Genomic DNA, 13,919 nt, shown 5'->3' with positions numbered 1-13,919 from the left:
GCTCAGTCGGGGGCACCGCCCGGGGCACCGGGCGCCGCGCGCAGCACCGGCATCATCGTCTCGACGGCGGAGTCCCGCGCCAGGTGGTCGAGGACCATCCGGTTGACCAGGGCCGGCTGCTCCAGCGGCACCAGGTGGGACGCCCCGGGCACCACGGCCAGCAGGGCCTCCGGGATCGCACGGTAGAGGGCGGCGGTGTGTTCGAGCGTCATGAGGTCGTCGTCGCCGGCCACGACCAGGGTGGGTGCCCGTACGCGCCCCAGGTCCTCGGGGGCGAGCACCGGCTGGGTCCGCCACATCTCGACCACCTTGGCCGCCACCACCGGCCAGTGGTCGGCGCCGTCCGGCGTGACCGCCGCGTACATCTCGCGGAAGAACTCCATGTCCGGGCTGTCGGGCGTCATCCCGTCGAGCATCGCCGGATCGACGAAGCACTCGGACCCGGGGCGGAAGTTCGCCCCGATCACCACGACCCTGCGGACCAGATCGGGCCGGGCGGCGGCGACGAGCAGCGCGACGACACCGCCGTCGCTCCACCCGACCAGATGCGCCGGGCCCCCGACCCCCCGCTCCAGGAACGCCACCGTGTCGTCCGCCATGTCCTGGTACGACAGCGGTCCCGGCACGTCGGGGGTGTGCCCGTGGGCGCGCCGCTCGGGCAGGAAGAGGCGGTACTCGCCGGCGAGGTCGGGGCGCTGGGCGCCCCACGTCTCGTTGGTGCAGAAGCCGCCGTGCAGCAGGACCAGGGGGTCGCCGTCGCCCTCGGTCTCGTACCAGGTCCTGACCCCAGGAAGGTCAGCGTAAGCGCCCATCGTCCCAGGCCCTCTCCGGATCGGCCCCCTGCCCCGCCCAGTCTCCGCCGGGCCCCGGAGGGCCGCAAACGGTGGCCCGCACCGGTTCGCACGGCACGCGCCGCTCGGCGTTCGAACGCGCCACGGGGGTTCGAACGCCGAAGACGGGGCACCCGGTCCTTCCGATCCGAGAGGGGTGAATGGGCATGAGCGCAGGGGGGTCGACCACGGCCGTCGCGAGAAGAGCGGCCCGTGGGGACGTGGTACGAGCGGGAGCCCGGGCGGGCTTCGTCGCGCGGGGAGTGCTGTATCTGCTCATCGGCATCCTGGCCGTACGCATCGGACTGACGGGCACCGGCGAACAGGCCGACAAGGGTGGCGCCCTCGCCCAGGTCGCCGAGACGCCGTTCGGCGCCGTGATGCTCTGGGCCCTCGGCATCGGACTCGTCGGGATGGCGCTGTGGCGCCTCTCGGAGGCCCTGTTCGGCAGCGCGGGCCCGAAGGGCGACAAGCCGGGCAAGCGGGCCGTGTCCGGTGCCCGGGCCGTCTTCTACGCCGTCTCGGCCTTCTTCGTCCTGTCCTTCGCGACGGGGAACCGGGACAGTGGCGCCGGCTCGACCGACCGGCAGAGCCACGACATCACCGGCCGTCTCCTCGACCTGCCGGCCGGACAGTGGCTGGTCGGCGCGGCGGCCCTGGGCTTCCTCGGCGCGGGCCTGTGGATGGGCGGCCGGGCCGTGATGCGGAAGTACCGCAAGCACCTGACGTGGGCCACGATGTCCGAGAAGCAGCGGCGCTTCATGGACGTGACCGGCATCGTCGGCGGCGTCGGACGCGGGCTCGTCTTCGCGGCCATCGGCTTCTTCGGCCTGAAGGCGGCGATCGAGTTCGACCCGAACGAGGCCAAGGGCATGGACGACGCGATCCGCTCGTTCGCGCAGACCCCCGCCGGGCCGTGGCTGCTGGTCGCCGTGGCCGTCGGGCTCGTCCTCTTCGGAATCTTCTCCTTCGGCCAGGCGAAGTGGCGCGACGTCTGATCCGACGGCCCCGGTCTGAGCGCCCCGCACGCGTACGCGTGCGGGGCGCTCAGCCGCCGTAGCGGCCGGTGTCGACCTCCCAGCGGTGGTAGCCGGCGATCCAGGAGGCGAGGCCGTCGACGTACCGGTGGGCGGCCCCGCGCCCGGCGGGGGAGAGGCCGAGGAGGTCGCAGATCCCGGGGACCCGGGCGGACAGCTCCACGAAGCGGTCGACCATCGCCTGGGCCTCGCGCATCACCTGGGCGGCCGCCTCCTCGGGGGTGCCGCCGCGCTCCTCCCGGACGATCATCACCATGTTGGCGACGTCGCCACGCGCGAACTCCTGCGCGTACGAGTGCACGTCATTGGTGAACGACGGTATGTCGGCCGCCAGTTGACGCATCAGGCGGAGGGTCGGGTGGTGCAGCACCTCCTGCGGCACCTCGAACCGGTTGAGCCGCTCGACCATGTCGAAGAGCGTCTCCATGGCGGCCGTGCCCCGGCGCAGCGCCAGATAGCCCTCCCGGTCCGGGAGCCGCCCGGAGAGCCGGCCGGCGGCCTCGGCCGGATGGCAGGCGAAGTACCACTCCCAGTTGTAGGCGCTCCTGGCCCGCCACCGGGCGGACATGCCGCGTGCGCTGCGCTCCCAGAGGTCGGCGAAGGCCCGCTCGACGGGGGTGCGGTCGCCGGGCGCGGGGCCGTCCCCGTGCAGGAGGGCCGTCAGCCGGGTGCAGACCTCCGCCACCCGCGCGGGGGCCCGGCCGAGACCGGTGTCGAAGCCGTCGTCGAAGAGGAAGTAGAAGCCGAGCAGGTCCGCGGCGAGGGCGAGGTCGCCCGTGGCGCAGTCGGGACTGGTGAGCGCGGCGAGCCGGGGCACGTCCCACCGGTCGTACACCGCCGCGTCGACGGCTCCGGCGAGTCCTTCGTGGCGCTCCAGCCACTCCCGGTGGAGCCGCGCGGCGGGCTCCCGGTCCGGATGGCTGTGCGGCGGAAAGGGAAGGTCGAGCACTGCAACATGGAACACGTGCACCCCCAGGGCATTGGGCCCGGGTGCCCCCAACGCCCCCCGGCGCGATCGAAGAGTACTTGAATTGATCACTAACTGCCAGGAATAACAAGGGGATCGATTCCGGATCCACACAACCGGCACCGGGCCCTCGGACGGCGGGACGGAGCCCGGAGGTGGTCAGCGACGATCCCCTCCGCGCGGGCCGCGGCCGCCCGCCGCGGTCCAGCCCGGACCTGTCCGAGACTCGCCCCCGGCCCTCACGTAGAGTGGGCCCGGGCCGTGACTGGCGCTTGAGGTGGATCACCACCGGGGAGCGGTCCCGCGGAGCGCGCCCGTCGGCGCGACCGCGCCGAATGCCGTGCGCCTGGGCGAACCGCCGGTCAGAGACGACGCCCAGGAGTTGCCATGTCCACCAGCACCGCCGCCCTCATGGACGGTACGGCCCTCGCCCGCCGCACGGTCGAGGAGACCGCCGCCCGCGCCGCCGAGGTCACCCGCCGCACCGGCGTCACCCCCTGTCTCGCGACCGTCCTGGTCGGCGCGGACCCGGCCTCCGTGACGTACGTGAAGATGAAGCGGAACCGCTGCGCGAAGGCCGGGATCCGCTCCCGGCACGTCGAGCTGCCCGCCACCACGACGACCGAGGAGCTCGTCGCCGCGATCACCGCCCTCTCCCGGGACCCCGAGGTCCACGGCATCCTCCTCCAGCACCCGGTCGGCCCCCACATCGACGAGCGCGCCGCCTTCGAGGCCATCGCCCCGGAGAAGGACGTCGACGGCGTGACCACGGCCTCCTTCGCCGCCATGGGCTTCGGCCTCCCCGGCTTCGTCTCCTGCACGCCCGGCGGCATCATGCGCCTCCTCGACGCGTACGACGTCGAACTGAGCGGCAAGCGGGCCGTCGTGGTGGGCCGCAGCGCCATCCTCGGCAAGCCCGCCGGCCTGCTCCTCCTCGGCCGCGACGCCACCGTCACCTACTGCCACTCCCGCACCCGCGACCTCTCCTCGGTCGTCCGCGAGGCCGACGTCCTCGTCGCCGCCGTCGGCAAGCCGAACTTCATCAGGGGCGAGGACATCAAGCCCGGCGCCGTCGTCGTCGACGCCGGCTACAACCCGGGCAACATCGGCGACGTCGACTTCGCGTCGGCCGCCGAGCGCGCCTCCCTCATCACCCCGGTTCCCGGCGGTGTCGGCCCCATGACCATCGCCGTGCTCCTCGCCCAGACGGTCGAGGGCGCCGAGCGCCAGCTGGGCCTGTAGGACGACGATGACGGAGAGGCGGCGGGGCGCGCGTTCGGCGATCGGCGGAGCGCTGCACGGACGGCGCCCGGGCGACCGGGAACGCCCGCGCCGGAGCCGCCGGCCGGCGGCGCGGCGGGCCTTCCGGTTCGGCACGCCGCTCCTCCCGCTGCTCACGGCCGCCCTGGTGGCGACCGCCTTCCTGACCGTCCGGGAGGGCGGGGAGAGCGACGGCAACCCGATGGGCGCGCCGTCCCCCGTCGCCACCGGAGGCGCCACTCCTCCTCCTGCGGACGGTCAGGCGTCCGGCGCCGGGACCACCGGCACGCCGGCGCCCGGCACGACACGGGACGGCACGGCGGCGGCCGGCACGCCGGCGGCCACGGCCGCGCGGGACGCCACGCCGACGCGCACGGAGCCCGGGGACCGGTCCCCGCGCGCGAGCAGGTCACCGGCACCGTCCCCGACGAGGAGCACCGCCCCGGCCTCCTCCGGCGGTTCGAAGGACGGACGGCGCCCCGGGCGGCCCGTCTCCTTCGAGGCGCTGCGCGTGGGCGACTGCTTCGACATCGACCGCGACGCGCCGGGCACCGTCGTCCGGCGCCCCTGCGACACGCCGCACTCCGCCGAACTCGTCGCCCGGCCCCGGCTGACCGGCCGTTACGCCACGGACCGGGCGGTGCGCGAGGCGGCCACGGAGCTCTGCCGCGAACCGCTGCGCCGCAAGGCCGCCCGGCAGCCGTTCGGCACGCGCTGGACGACCTTCGTCCAGTACCCGTACCGGACGAGCCACCTCCTCGGTTCGGACACCGTCGCCTGCAGCCTGGCCGTCCCCTCCAGGACCGGCGGCAGGATCAGCCACCGGCTCAGGTGACGCGCGTGCGGCGCCTCCCTACGGGCGGCGTCCCCGGGCTCAGGTGATGCCCCGCCCCGGGCCCAGGTGCTGCCCCGGCCTCAGGCGGCGCCCGCCGCGAACGCCGTCGCCAGGGCCGCCGCCGGGTCCCGGTCCGCCGGACCCGCCGGAGCCCAGCGCCCCGCGGACCTGAGGTACGGCCACCAGTGCCCGTCCTCGCCGAGGCGCACCTGCGCCTCCGCGCCCACGACCGTCCACCGGGCGCCGCCCGCCCGCCGCAGCACCGGCCGTTCGTCGTCGTCCCAGGCCTCCGCGAGCCGCGCCCCGGCACGGGCCAGGGCCTCGGCGTCCGGCTCCCACTCCTCCTCCAGTACGGCGAGGGCGGCGGCGCCCCCGAACCGCCACGCGCGCGTGGCGAGGTCCAGGTCCGCCCGCGAACGGCCCGAACCGGCGGCGAGCCGCGCCGCGATCCACGGAGCGGGGGAGTCCGCGGCGAGCCGCACCGCGTCCTGTGCCTCCGTCAGCCCGGCCTCCGTCAGCCCGGTCTCCGTCAGCTCCGGCGCCTCCCCGTCCGGCCCCAGGACCCCGGCGAGGAACCGGTGCGCGCGGGCCGCCGCGTCCGCCGCGAGGAGTTCGAGGGCCGCCGGGTCCACCCCCGGCTCCGGCTCGGTGTCCGTGTCCAGGGACGGGGCCCGGCCCGGCGCGGCCGGGAGGTCCGGAGGGACGGGCAGCGGCGGCAGCAGGAACGCCGACCCGTACGCCTCCTCGGCCGGGACGCCCCGCGTCCCGCCGACGTCCCCGGGAGCGCCGTCACCGCCGTCCCCGCCGCGCTCCGGGGGAGCGGCGGCACGCGAAGCGCTGCGCGCCTGGAGCTGGTCGAGGAGGGTGCGCTCGCCGCGCCCGCGCATCAGGAGCAGCACGAAGGGGTCCTCGTCCAGGAGCCGCGCCACCTGGTAGCAGAGCGCCGCCGTGTGCGGGCAGTGGTCCCAGGCCTCGCAGCCGCACTCCGGATCGAGGTCGCCGATGCCCGGCAGCAGGTCGAGCCCGGCCGCCGCCGCGTCCTCCACCAGATGCGGCGGCATCTCGCGGTCGAGGAGGGCCGCGATGTGGCCCGCGCTGTCCACCGCGAGGTCGAGCAGCCGCTCCCATTCCTCATCGGAGAGCTCGCGCACCAGCACGTCGCTCCGGTGCGCCGTGCCGTCCCGGTCCTTGACCACCGCGGTGATCCGGCCGGGCCGCACCGACACGGCGCCCACCGCCCCCGCGCGCGCGTGGCGCCGGCCCGCCTTGAGCTGCTGCCCGTCGAGCGCGGTGTCCTCCAGGGCCTTGAGCCACACCTGGCCCCACCAGGTCCGGGTGAACGCCCCGCCCCGCGCCGGCGGCAGCGCCGCGAAGGTCCGCTCGTCGTCCCCGTGTCCGTACCCGCTCATCGTCCGTCCCCTCGCAGCCGCACCAGCTCCGCCAGTTCGGCGTCGGTCAGTTCGGTCAGCTCCGGCGGCATCTCCCCGCCGATGCCGAGGACGCTGTCCGCCAGCTCCCGCTTGCGGTCGAGCATCGCGGCGATCCGGTCCTCGATCGTGCCCTCGGCGATCAGCCGGTGGACCTGCACCGGCCGGTCCTGCCCGATCCGGTACGCGCGGTCGGTGGCCTGCGCCTCCACCGCCGGGTTCCACCAGCGGTCGTAGTGCACGACGTGCTCGGCGCGGGTGAGGTTGAGTCCCGTGCCCGCGGCCTTCAGGGAGAGCAGGAAGACCGGGACCTCCCCGTCCTGGAAGCGGGCGACCATGGCCTCCCGCTCCGCGACGGGCGTGCCGCCGTGCAGGAACTGCGTCCGCACGCCCCGCGCCGCGAGGTGCGCCTCCAGGAGCCGGGCCATCCCCACGTACTGGGTGAAGACCAGGGTGGCGGCGCCCTCGGCGAGGATCGTGTCGAGGAGCTCGTCGAGCAGCTCCAGCTTGCCCGACCGCCCCTCGATCCTCGGGCTCTCCTCCTTGAGGTACTGGGCGGGGTGGTTGCAGATCTGCTTGAGCCCCGTCAGGAGCTTCACGACGAGGCCGCGGCGCGCCATGCCGTCGGCCGCGGAGATCGCCGTCAGCGTCTCCCGCACCACCGCCTCGTACAGACCGGCCTGTTCGGGCGTCAGCGACACGGTCCGGTCGGTCTCCGTCTTCGGCGGGAGCTCGGGCGCGATGCCGGGGTCCGACTTGCGGCGGCGCAGCAGGAACGGCCGGACGAGCGCGGCGAGGCGCGCGGCGGCGGCCGGGTCGCGGCCGCCCTCGACGGCGGAGGCGAACCGGGTGCGGAAGGCGCCCAGGCCGCCGAGCAGCCCCGGTGTGGTCCAGTCGAGGATCGCCCACAGCTCGGAGAGGTTGTTCTCCACCGGCGTGCCGGACAGCGCCACGCGGGCGCGTGCCCCGATGGTCCGCAGCCGGCGGGCCGTCGCCGAGTACGGGTTCTTGACGTGCTGCGCCTCGTCCGCGACGACGAGCCCCCAGTCCCGCCCGGCGAGCCGCTCGGCGTCGCGCCGCATGGTGCCGTACGTGGTGAGGACGAAGCCGCCGTCGGGAACCCCCTCCAGGTCGCGGGCGGTGCCGTGGAAGCGGCGCACCGGCGTGCCGGGCGCGAACTTCTCGACCTCCCGCTGCCAGTTGCCCATGAGCGAGGTCGGGCAGACGACGAGGGTGGGTCCGGCCGAGGCCGGATCGGTCTGCCGGTGCAGGTGCAGGGCGATGACCGTGATCGTCTTGCCGAGGCCCATGTCGTCGGCGAGGCAGCCGCCGAGACCGAGCGAGGTCATCCGGTGCAGCCAGTCGAGCCCGCGCACCTGGTAGTCGCGCAGGGTCGCGGCGAGCGCGGCGGGCTGGGCCACCTCGGGCCGGCCGTCCTCGGGGTGCGCGAGCCGTTCCCGCAGGCGCTCCAGCGCGCCGGTCGCCGCCACCTCGACGGTGTGCCCGTCGACCTCGGTCGTACCGGTGAGGACGGCCGAGAGCGCGTCCACCGGTGTGACCTTGCGGTCCTGGTGGGCCCTGGCGCGGCGCACCTCGGCCGGATCGACGAGCACCCACCGGTCGCGCAGCCGCACGAGGGGCCGTCCCGCCTCGGCGAGCCGGTCGAGCTCGGCGCGGGACAGCTCCTGGTCCCCCACGGCGAAACGCCAGTTGAAGGCGAGGAGGGAGTCGGCGGCGAGGAGGGACGGCAGGGAGGAGGAACCCGCGTCGGTACGGGTGTCCGTGTCGTCGGTGTTCACGTCGGGGCCGGTGTCCACGCGGGCGCCCGGCGTGTGCGGGCCGATCACCGCCCGGGCCGTCAGCCGGTCGGCGAGTTCGCGCGGCCAGTGGACCTGGACGCCCAGGCCTGCGAGGGCGTCGGCCGCCGGGCCCAGGAGCTCCGCGACCTCCTCGTCGGCCAGGTCGACCGCGTCGGGCACGGCCGCCGACAGGAGCGGGGAGAGCGGGGGCCAGGCGCGGGCGGCGCGCCGGAGGGCGAGGAGGGCGTCCATACGGGCGCGCGGGCCGAAGGCCGCCCCGACCGGGCCCGAGCCCGACCACACCTCGGCCGCGTCCGCGACCAGGGTCGGATCGGCGACGCCGTGCAGCTGGAGCACCGCCCGGAAGCCGGGCGCCTCCCGCGACTCGGCGGTGAAGCCGGGCAGTTCGAGGCGGAGCGAGAGCCGGACGCCCGCGTCGTGCACGGCGGCCACGTCGGCCGCCCACGCCCGCTGCTCGGGAACGGTCTGCGGCTCCTCGGCCGCGAAGGCGGGCCCGCCGGCCGCCAGGGGAGCCGCCGGGGTGCGCGGCAGGGCGTCCGCGACGGCGTCGGCGAAGGCCCGCAGCAGGGCCTCGGGCTCGGGCAGCAGCAACGGCGGCTCGTCGGGGGAGACGGAGGCGTCGGGAGGGAAGGGGGCGGCACGGGCCACGGGTGGGAGGGGTACGGCGTGGGCCGTGGGCGGCATCGACGCGGCGAGCGTGCGGAGCTTCCCCAGCTCCTCGGGCCCGAGCGGTCCGGCCCGCCACGCGTCGTGGTCGCCGGGGGTGAGGCAGGGCAGGAGCAGACCGCGTGCCACGAGGTCGAGGGCGAGCAGCGCAGCGGCGCCCCAGAAGGCTGCCGCGGGGGACGCGGTGTCCGAGGACCGGGCACGGACGAGCAGCGGCAGGGCGTCCCGTACGGAGAGCGTGCGGGCGGGGACGGTCACGGGCCGGAGGGTGCCGCCGTCCACGACCGTGAGTTCGGCGACGGCCGCGGGGGCGCCGGGGGAGTCCGGCAGCGGCTCGCCGTCCGGTGACCAGAAGGCGATCCGTCCGGCGCGGGGCGGATCGGCGGGGAGGAAGACGGCGGAGTGGCGGGAGAGTGTCCGGGCGGGTTCGCGGGCCGAATCATCGGGTCCGTGCGACGGCGACAACGCATTCCTCAAATTTGACTACTGGGGACCGAGTCGCCGAGAGTACCCCACCGAACTCCCTGGCGCTCCTCCATGTCGAGTGATCCACACCACACTCCGGCCGCCTCTCCGGGAAGCGCCCTCCGGGGTGGGGCTCTCCCCACCCCGGCCCCCTGGGGCGCCCCCCGCCCGGGACGGGTGATGACGCCATGGCTCCGACCGGTCACGCGTCCGTACGTTCGGTGGGCGCCCACCGACCGAACCACCGCCCGACAGAAACCGGAGCCCGCCATGTCCCAGGCCACCGTCCTGCCCCCGGCCGCCGCACCTCCCGCGGCGCCCGCCCGCGCCAGGGGCGGCAGCGAGTTCGCCCCGCTCCTGCGGACGGTCAGGGAACAGGGCCTCCTCGTGCACCGGCCCGGCTGGTACGCCCGCGTCATCGTCCTCAACCTCCTCGGCATCGCCGCCGTGGTGACCGGACTCGCCCTCGTCGGACCCTCCTGGTGGGCGCTTCCGCTCGCCGTCCCCCTCGCCCTGCTCTCCGCCCGCGCCGCCTTCGTCGGCCACGACGCCGGGCACGCCCAGATCACCGCCGACCGCGGGGTGGGCCGTGCCGTCCAGCTCGTCCACGCCAACCTCCTCCTCGGCATGAGCCGGGAGTGGTGGAACGACAAGCACAACCGTCACCACGCCCACCCCAACCACCTCGACAAGGACCCGGACGTGGCGGCCGACGTCCTCGTCTTCGCCGAGCACCAGACGGCGGGCCGCACGGGCCTGCGCGGCTTCCTCACCCGCCACCAGGCCGGGCTGTTCTTCCCGCTGACGACCCTGGAGGGCCTCGCGCTCAAGGCGTACGGGATCCGGGCCCTGCTCGCGAAGGACGGCCCCTGCCGCACCCGGCGCGAGCGGCTCGTCGAGGGCGGCCTGCTCCTCGCCCACTTCGCCGGGTACGCGACCTTGCTGCTCGCCCTCCTCACCCCCGCCCAGGCCCTGGTCTTCGCCCTGCTCCACCAGATGCTCCTCGGCCTCCACCTGGGCATGGCCTTCGCCCCCAACCACAAGGGCATGGAACGGCCGGACGAGCACGAGGACGGCGACGGCTGGGGCCATCTGCGCCGCCAGGTGCTCACCTCGCGCAACATCCGCGGCGGCGCCCTGACCGACTGGTTCCTCGGCGGGCTCAACTACCAGGTCGAGCACCACCTCTTCCCCAGCATGCCGCGCCCGAACCTCCGGCTCGCCCAGCCCGCCGTACGGGCCCACTGCGCCGCGCTCGGCGTGCCGTACACGGAGACCGGCTTCGTCGACTCGTACCGCCAGGCCCTCGGCCACCTGCACGAGGTGGGCGCGTCCCTGCGCGGCTGAACGGGACCGGGGCCGAGCCGCCGGAGGGCGGTGCGGCCCTCCGGCGGCTCTTTCGGGGGAGGGCGTTCACCCCTCCAGCGCGCAGGAATTGACCACGTCCCCGCCCGCCGGCCGCGCGATCGTGCGGTCCGCGGGCGGCGCCGCGCCCTCCTCGACCCAGCGCGTCAGCGCGTCGAACGCCGAGCGGTAGCACGGCAGGATCGGCCGCAGCCGGTCCGGATACGTGTCGTACAGGCCGTCGGTGTGCGTCCCGCCCCGCACCGTGTAGTACCGGTGCAGCCGGCCCCGCCCCCGGTCGTCGATCATCCGCGCGTACACGTCGGAGTCGGTGGCGACGGGCAGCAAGGTGTCCAGGTCGCCGTGGAGCGTGATGAGGGGCTTGCCGATCCGCCCGGTGAGCGCGACCCCCGCGACGGCGCGATGGACGGACGCCGGCCGGGAGGCGTAGTCGTACGACGCGTCCGAGGCGCAGGGGGCGAAGATCTCCGCCGCGGTCCGGCCGGCGGTGGAGCCGGGGCAGGCCGGATCGTACGAGGGGTCGAACTCGGCCCGGAAGATCTTCTGCGTCAGCCCCCAGTACGCCTGCTCGTGGTACGGCCAGAGGAAGCGCGAGTCCGGCGCGAAACCGGCCCTGACCAGGTCCTCGTCGGTGGCCCGCCCCAGGGAGCGCGCCACGGTGACGGGCAGGCTCGTCAGGAGGTTGGGACCGTCCGCCGTCCACAGCACGCCCTCCCAGTCGACCCCGCCGTCGTACAGCTCGGGCCGGTTCTCCAACTGCCAGCGCGTCAGGTAGCCGGCGTTGGATATGCCGGTCATGTACGTGCGGTCCGCGGCCCGCCCGTACCGCTGCCGCACGGCCTTCTTCGCGGCGAGCGTCAGCTCGGTCACCCGGCGGTTCCACTCGGCGACCGCGTCGCCGGGCTTCCGTCCGTCGGTGAAGAAGTCCGGACCGGTGTTGCCCTTGTCGGTCGAGGCGTAGGCGAAGCCCCGGGCGAGCACCTGGTCGGAGACGAGGGCGTCCGTGGAGTACTGACGGCGGGTGCCGGGCGCGCCGGTGACGACGAGCCCGCCGTTCCAGCGGTCGGGCAGCCGGACGACGAACTGCGCGTCGTGGGCCCAGCCGTGCGTGGCATTGAGCCGCGAGTCGTCGGGGAAGTAGCCGTCGATCTGGACGCCCGGCACCCCCGAGGGGTTCCGGGTCCCCTTCGCGGCGAGACCGGCCTGGTCCGCCATGTCGGTGTACGGCGTGCCCGCGAGCCCCGCGGTCGTCAGGTCGTCCAGACAGGCGGACCGCTGGTGCCCGGCGCCGGGCACGTGGAGCCGGTCCTGACGCGCGCAGTGCGCGGCGGCCCCCGGCTCGGCCCCGGCGGGGGAGGCGGGGGCGAGGAGGGTGACTCCGGCCAGGAACGCGGCGAACAGGGAGACGCCCGGGGACAGGCGCATGGTGGGCCTCCGGTTGGGACGGCGGAAAGTGAAGCGGCGCCACATCGTGCGGCGCGTCCCTTCCGCCGGGCCATGGTCGGAGACCACACCTCGGGCCACCGCCCTATGGGGCGCGCTCCGGTCCCGGGGGCCCGGAGCCGTCACGCCCTCCGGCTCATTAGGCTGCGGGGATGCACATTCCCTCGGTCGACGAGATCCGCGCCCTGCACAGGAAGCACGCGCCTCATGAGGAGGCGCTCCGGCTCGTCCTCACCCACTGCGAGATCGTGTGGCGGATCGCCGAGCGCCTGCTCCCGCACGCGGGAGAGAACCTCGATCCGGAGCTCGTGCGCGCCGGGTGCCTGCTGCACGACATCGGGGTGTACCGCCTGTACGACGCCGAGGGGCGCCTCGACGGCCGGAACTACATCCGGCACGGGATCCTGGGACACGAGCTCCTGGCGTCCGAAGGCCTTCCGGAGACCGTGTGCCGGTTCTGCTCGTGCCACACGGGCGTCGGACTGACCAAGGAGGACGTGCTCGCGCAGGGACTGCCGCTGCCGCCGGCCGACTACGTCGCGGTCACGCCGGAGGAACGGCTGGTCATGTACGCGGACAAGTTCCACAGCAAGAGCACGCCGCCGAGGTTCCTGTCCCCGGAGACCTACGCGGTGTCCGTGAGCCGGTTCGGCCAGGACAAGGTCGCGGCTTTCGGGGCGCTGCGCACGGTGTACGGCGACCCGGAGCTCGACGACCTGGCCGCCGCGTACGGGCACGCCCTGACCTGAGGCCCGGGATGCCGGGGAGCGGGTACCGGCAAACGGCCACCGGCTCAGGCCGGACGCACGGCCATCGCGTCGAGGCCCTTGAGCAGCGCGGGAAGCCTCTCGCCCCGCGCGACCGGCAGCACCTCGCGCGGCACCTCGTCGAGCAGGACGAACGCCATGTCGTCGGCCTTCGCCACGAACGACCAGCCGGGGCCGTCCGCGCGCAGCAGCCGCGCGTCGGCCTCCGCTCCGGAGGCCGACCGCACCCGTCCCACCGGCGGCGGCTCCTCCAGATAGGCGTGCAGCTCGTCCAGGACCCTCCTGACGCCGTCGTACGGGTCGCTTCCGGAGGCCCCGGAGGCCCCGGAGGCCCCGGAGGTCTTGGAGGTCTTGGAGGTCTTGGAGGACGCGGTCGACGGCGCACCGCCACCGTCCGCGACCTCCCGGACCGGCGCGTCCTCCGAAAGCGGCACGTTCTCCGGAGCCGACTCGTCCTCCGGAGCCGACTCGTCCTCCGGAGTCGGTGAGCCCTCCGCGTACGTGCCGTCGTCGTTGATCCGGGACCGCCAGGCGGTCCAGTGCAGCGCCACCTGGTCGGCGCCCAGACGGCGCTGGGCCGGCCCCCACACGTCGCCCGACGGCGGAGCCAGCGGAGCGGGATCGCCCTCCTCGGGCTCCGGGTCGTGCGGGGCCGGCACCCCCGGGGCGGCGGTGGCCACGGGGAGCGGCCAGCCCGGCAGCCCGGCGACCACGGACCGCTCGTCGGGGGACAGGTCGTAGGCCATGCCGCAGTCCCAGGAGGAGATCGCCACGGCGACCAGCGACACGTCGTCGACGACCACCGTCCACCGCGCCCCCAGGCCGTCCTGGCCGAAGACGAGCCCGTACCCGTCCGGGCGCGGCCCCAGCCCCAGCGCCGCACAGGCCGCCGGATAGTCGTCCCCGAGCACGCTCGGGAAGCGCGCGGGCGTCAGCAGCGCCGCGGTCAGCACGAACAACGCGTCGGCGTCGCCGTCGCCCTCGGCGATCGGGTCCGTCCCAGCCACGGCAGCCTCCCCATCCGGTCGTCGGCGCAC

11 protein-coding genes are annotated in these 13,919 nt (G+C 75.2%); 5 read left to right on the top strand and 6 right to left on the bottom strand.

Features of this window, described 5'->3' with window-relative positions; genetic code table 11:
• Positions 1-2: 2 nt before the first annotated feature.
• A complete protein-coding gene (locus ACIP5O_RS27030) occupies positions 3-812 on the bottom strand; it encodes an alpha/beta fold hydrolase (RefSeq protein WP_401297498.1) in 810 nt (269 codons plus the stop codon).
• A 185-nt stretch (positions 813-997) separates the two neighbouring features.
• Here ACIP5O_RS27030 and ACIP5O_RS27025 point away from each other — a divergent pair, with 185 nt between their 5' ends.
• The gene (locus ACIP5O_RS27025; protein ID WP_401297496.1) at positions 998-1,828 is read left to right on the top strand and encodes a DUF1206 domain-containing protein; all 831 of its coding nucleotides are present in this window, start codon (positions 998-1,000) and stop codon (positions 1,826-1,828) included.
• A 49-nt stretch (positions 1,829-1,877) separates the two neighbouring features.
• Here ACIP5O_RS27025 and ACIP5O_RS27020 read toward each other — a convergent pair whose 3' ends face one another.
• Positions 1,878-2,816: a terpene cyclase gene (locus tag ACIP5O_RS27020; protein WP_401297494.1), complete on the bottom strand. Its 939-nt coding sequence runs from the start codon at positions 2,814-2,816 to the stop codon at positions 1,878-1,880.
• A 405-nt stretch (positions 2,817-3,221) separates the two neighbouring features.
• Between ACIP5O_RS27020 and ACIP5O_RS27015 the strand changes: the two genes are divergently transcribed.
• On the top strand, positions 3,222-4,076 hold the full coding sequence (locus ACIP5O_RS27015; protein WP_401297493.1) for a bifunctional 5,10-methylenetetrahydrofolate dehydrogenase/5,10-methenyltetrahydrofolate cyclohydrolase: 855 nt from the start codon (positions 3,222-3,224) through the stop codon (positions 4,074-4,076).
• Between the two features lie 7 nt (positions 4,077-4,083).
• Positions 4,084-4,929 (top strand): hypothetical protein, encoded by an 846-nt coding sequence (locus tag ACIP5O_RS27010; protein ID WP_401297491.1) that lies wholly within the window; start codon positions 4,084-4,086, stop codon positions 4,927-4,929.
• 80 nt (positions 4,930-5,009) lie between these two features.
• On the opposite strand, the gene ACIP5O_RS27005 is transcribed toward ACIP5O_RS27010, so the two are convergent.
• A complete protein-coding gene (locus ACIP5O_RS27005; protein WP_401297489.1) occupies positions 5,010-6,338 on the bottom strand; it encodes an SWF or SNF family helicase in 1,329 nt (442 codons plus the stop codon).
• Positions 6,335-9,307, bottom strand: a complete 2,973-nt coding sequence (locus ACIP5O_RS27000; protein ID WP_401297487.1) for a DEAD/DEAH box helicase — start codon at positions 9,305-9,307, stop codon at positions 6,335-6,337. The genes ACIP5O_RS27005 and ACIP5O_RS27000 overlap by 4 nt, the downstream gene beginning before the upstream one ends.
• Positions 9,308-9,577: 270 nt before the next feature.
• On the opposite strand from ACIP5O_RS27000, the gene ACIP5O_RS26995 reads away from it, so the two are divergent.
• Positions 9,578-10,654 carry an acyl-CoA desaturase gene (locus tag ACIP5O_RS26995; protein ID WP_401297486.1) on the top strand — a complete coding sequence of 359 codons (1,077 nt, stop codon included), beginning with the start codon at positions 9,578-9,580 and terminating at the stop codon, positions 10,652-10,654.
• A 66-nt stretch (positions 10,655-10,720) separates the two neighbouring features.
• Here ACIP5O_RS26995 and ACIP5O_RS26990 read toward each other — a convergent pair whose 3' ends face one another.
• Positions 10,721-12,097, bottom strand: coding sequence for a tannase/feruloyl esterase family alpha/beta hydrolase (locus ACIP5O_RS26990; RefSeq protein WP_401297484.1), 1,377 nt, complete (start codon positions 12,095-12,097; stop codon positions 10,721-10,723).
• A gap of 170 nt (positions 12,098-12,267) precedes the next feature.
• Here ACIP5O_RS26990 and ACIP5O_RS26985 point away from each other — a divergent pair, with 170 nt between their 5' ends.
• Positions 12,268-12,864 (top strand): HD domain-containing protein, encoded by a 597-nt coding sequence (locus ACIP5O_RS26985; RefSeq protein ID WP_401297482.1) that lies wholly within the window; start codon positions 12,268-12,270, stop codon positions 12,862-12,864.
• 44 nt (positions 12,865-12,908) lie between these two features.
• Here ACIP5O_RS26985 and ACIP5O_RS26980 read toward each other — a convergent pair whose 3' ends face one another.
• Positions 12,909-13,889 carry a hypothetical protein gene (locus tag ACIP5O_RS26980; RefSeq protein WP_401297481.1) on the bottom strand — a complete coding sequence of 327 codons (981 nt, stop codon included), beginning with the start codon at positions 13,887-13,889 and terminating at the stop codon, positions 12,909-12,911.
• Between the last annotated feature and the right edge of the window lie 30 nt (positions 13,890-13,919).

The organism is Streptomyces sp. NPDC088915, assembly GCF_044749825.1.
GTDB lineage: Bacteria > Actinomycetota > Actinomycetes > Streptomycetales > Streptomycetaceae > Streptomyces.
Note: the sequence above shows the minus strand (reverse complement) of the source record. Positions and strands in the feature narration are given on the sequence as shown.

What these genes read in the sequence shown, in the direction of transcription:
- ACIP5O_RS26985 (WP_401297482.1), top strand. Translation starts at nt 12,268, where the DNA reads ATGCACATTCCCTCGGTCGACGAGATCCGCGCCCTGCACAGGAAGCAC.
- ACIP5O_RS26990 (WP_401297484.1), bottom strand. Translation starts at nt 12,097, where the DNA reads ATGCGCCTGTCCCCGGGCGTCTCCCTGTTCGCCGCGTTCCTGGCCGGA.
- ACIP5O_RS27015 (WP_401297493.1), top strand. Translation starts at nt 3,222, where the DNA reads ATGTCCACCAGCACCGCCGCCCTCATGGACGGTACGGCCCTCGCCCGC.
- ACIP5O_RS27010 (WP_401297491.1), top strand. Translation starts at nt 4,084, where the DNA reads ATGACGGAGAGGCGGCGGGGCGCGCGTTCGGCGATCGGCGGAGCGCTG.
- ACIP5O_RS26995 (WP_401297486.1), top strand. Translation starts at nt 9,578, where the DNA reads ATGTCCCAGGCCACCGTCCTGCCCCCGGCCGCCGCACCTCCCGCGGCG.
- ACIP5O_RS27005 (WP_401297489.1), bottom strand. Translation starts at nt 6,338, where the DNA reads ATGAGCGGGTACGGACACGGGGACGACGAGCGGACCTTCGCGGCGCTG.
- ACIP5O_RS27025 (WP_401297496.1), top strand. Translation starts at nt 998, where the DNA reads ATGAGCGCAGGGGGGTCGACCACGGCCGTCGCGAGAAGAGCGGCCCGT.
- ACIP5O_RS27030 (WP_401297498.1), bottom strand. Translation starts at nt 812, where the DNA reads ATGGGCGCTTACGCTGACCTTCCTGGGGTCAGGACCTGGTACGAGACC.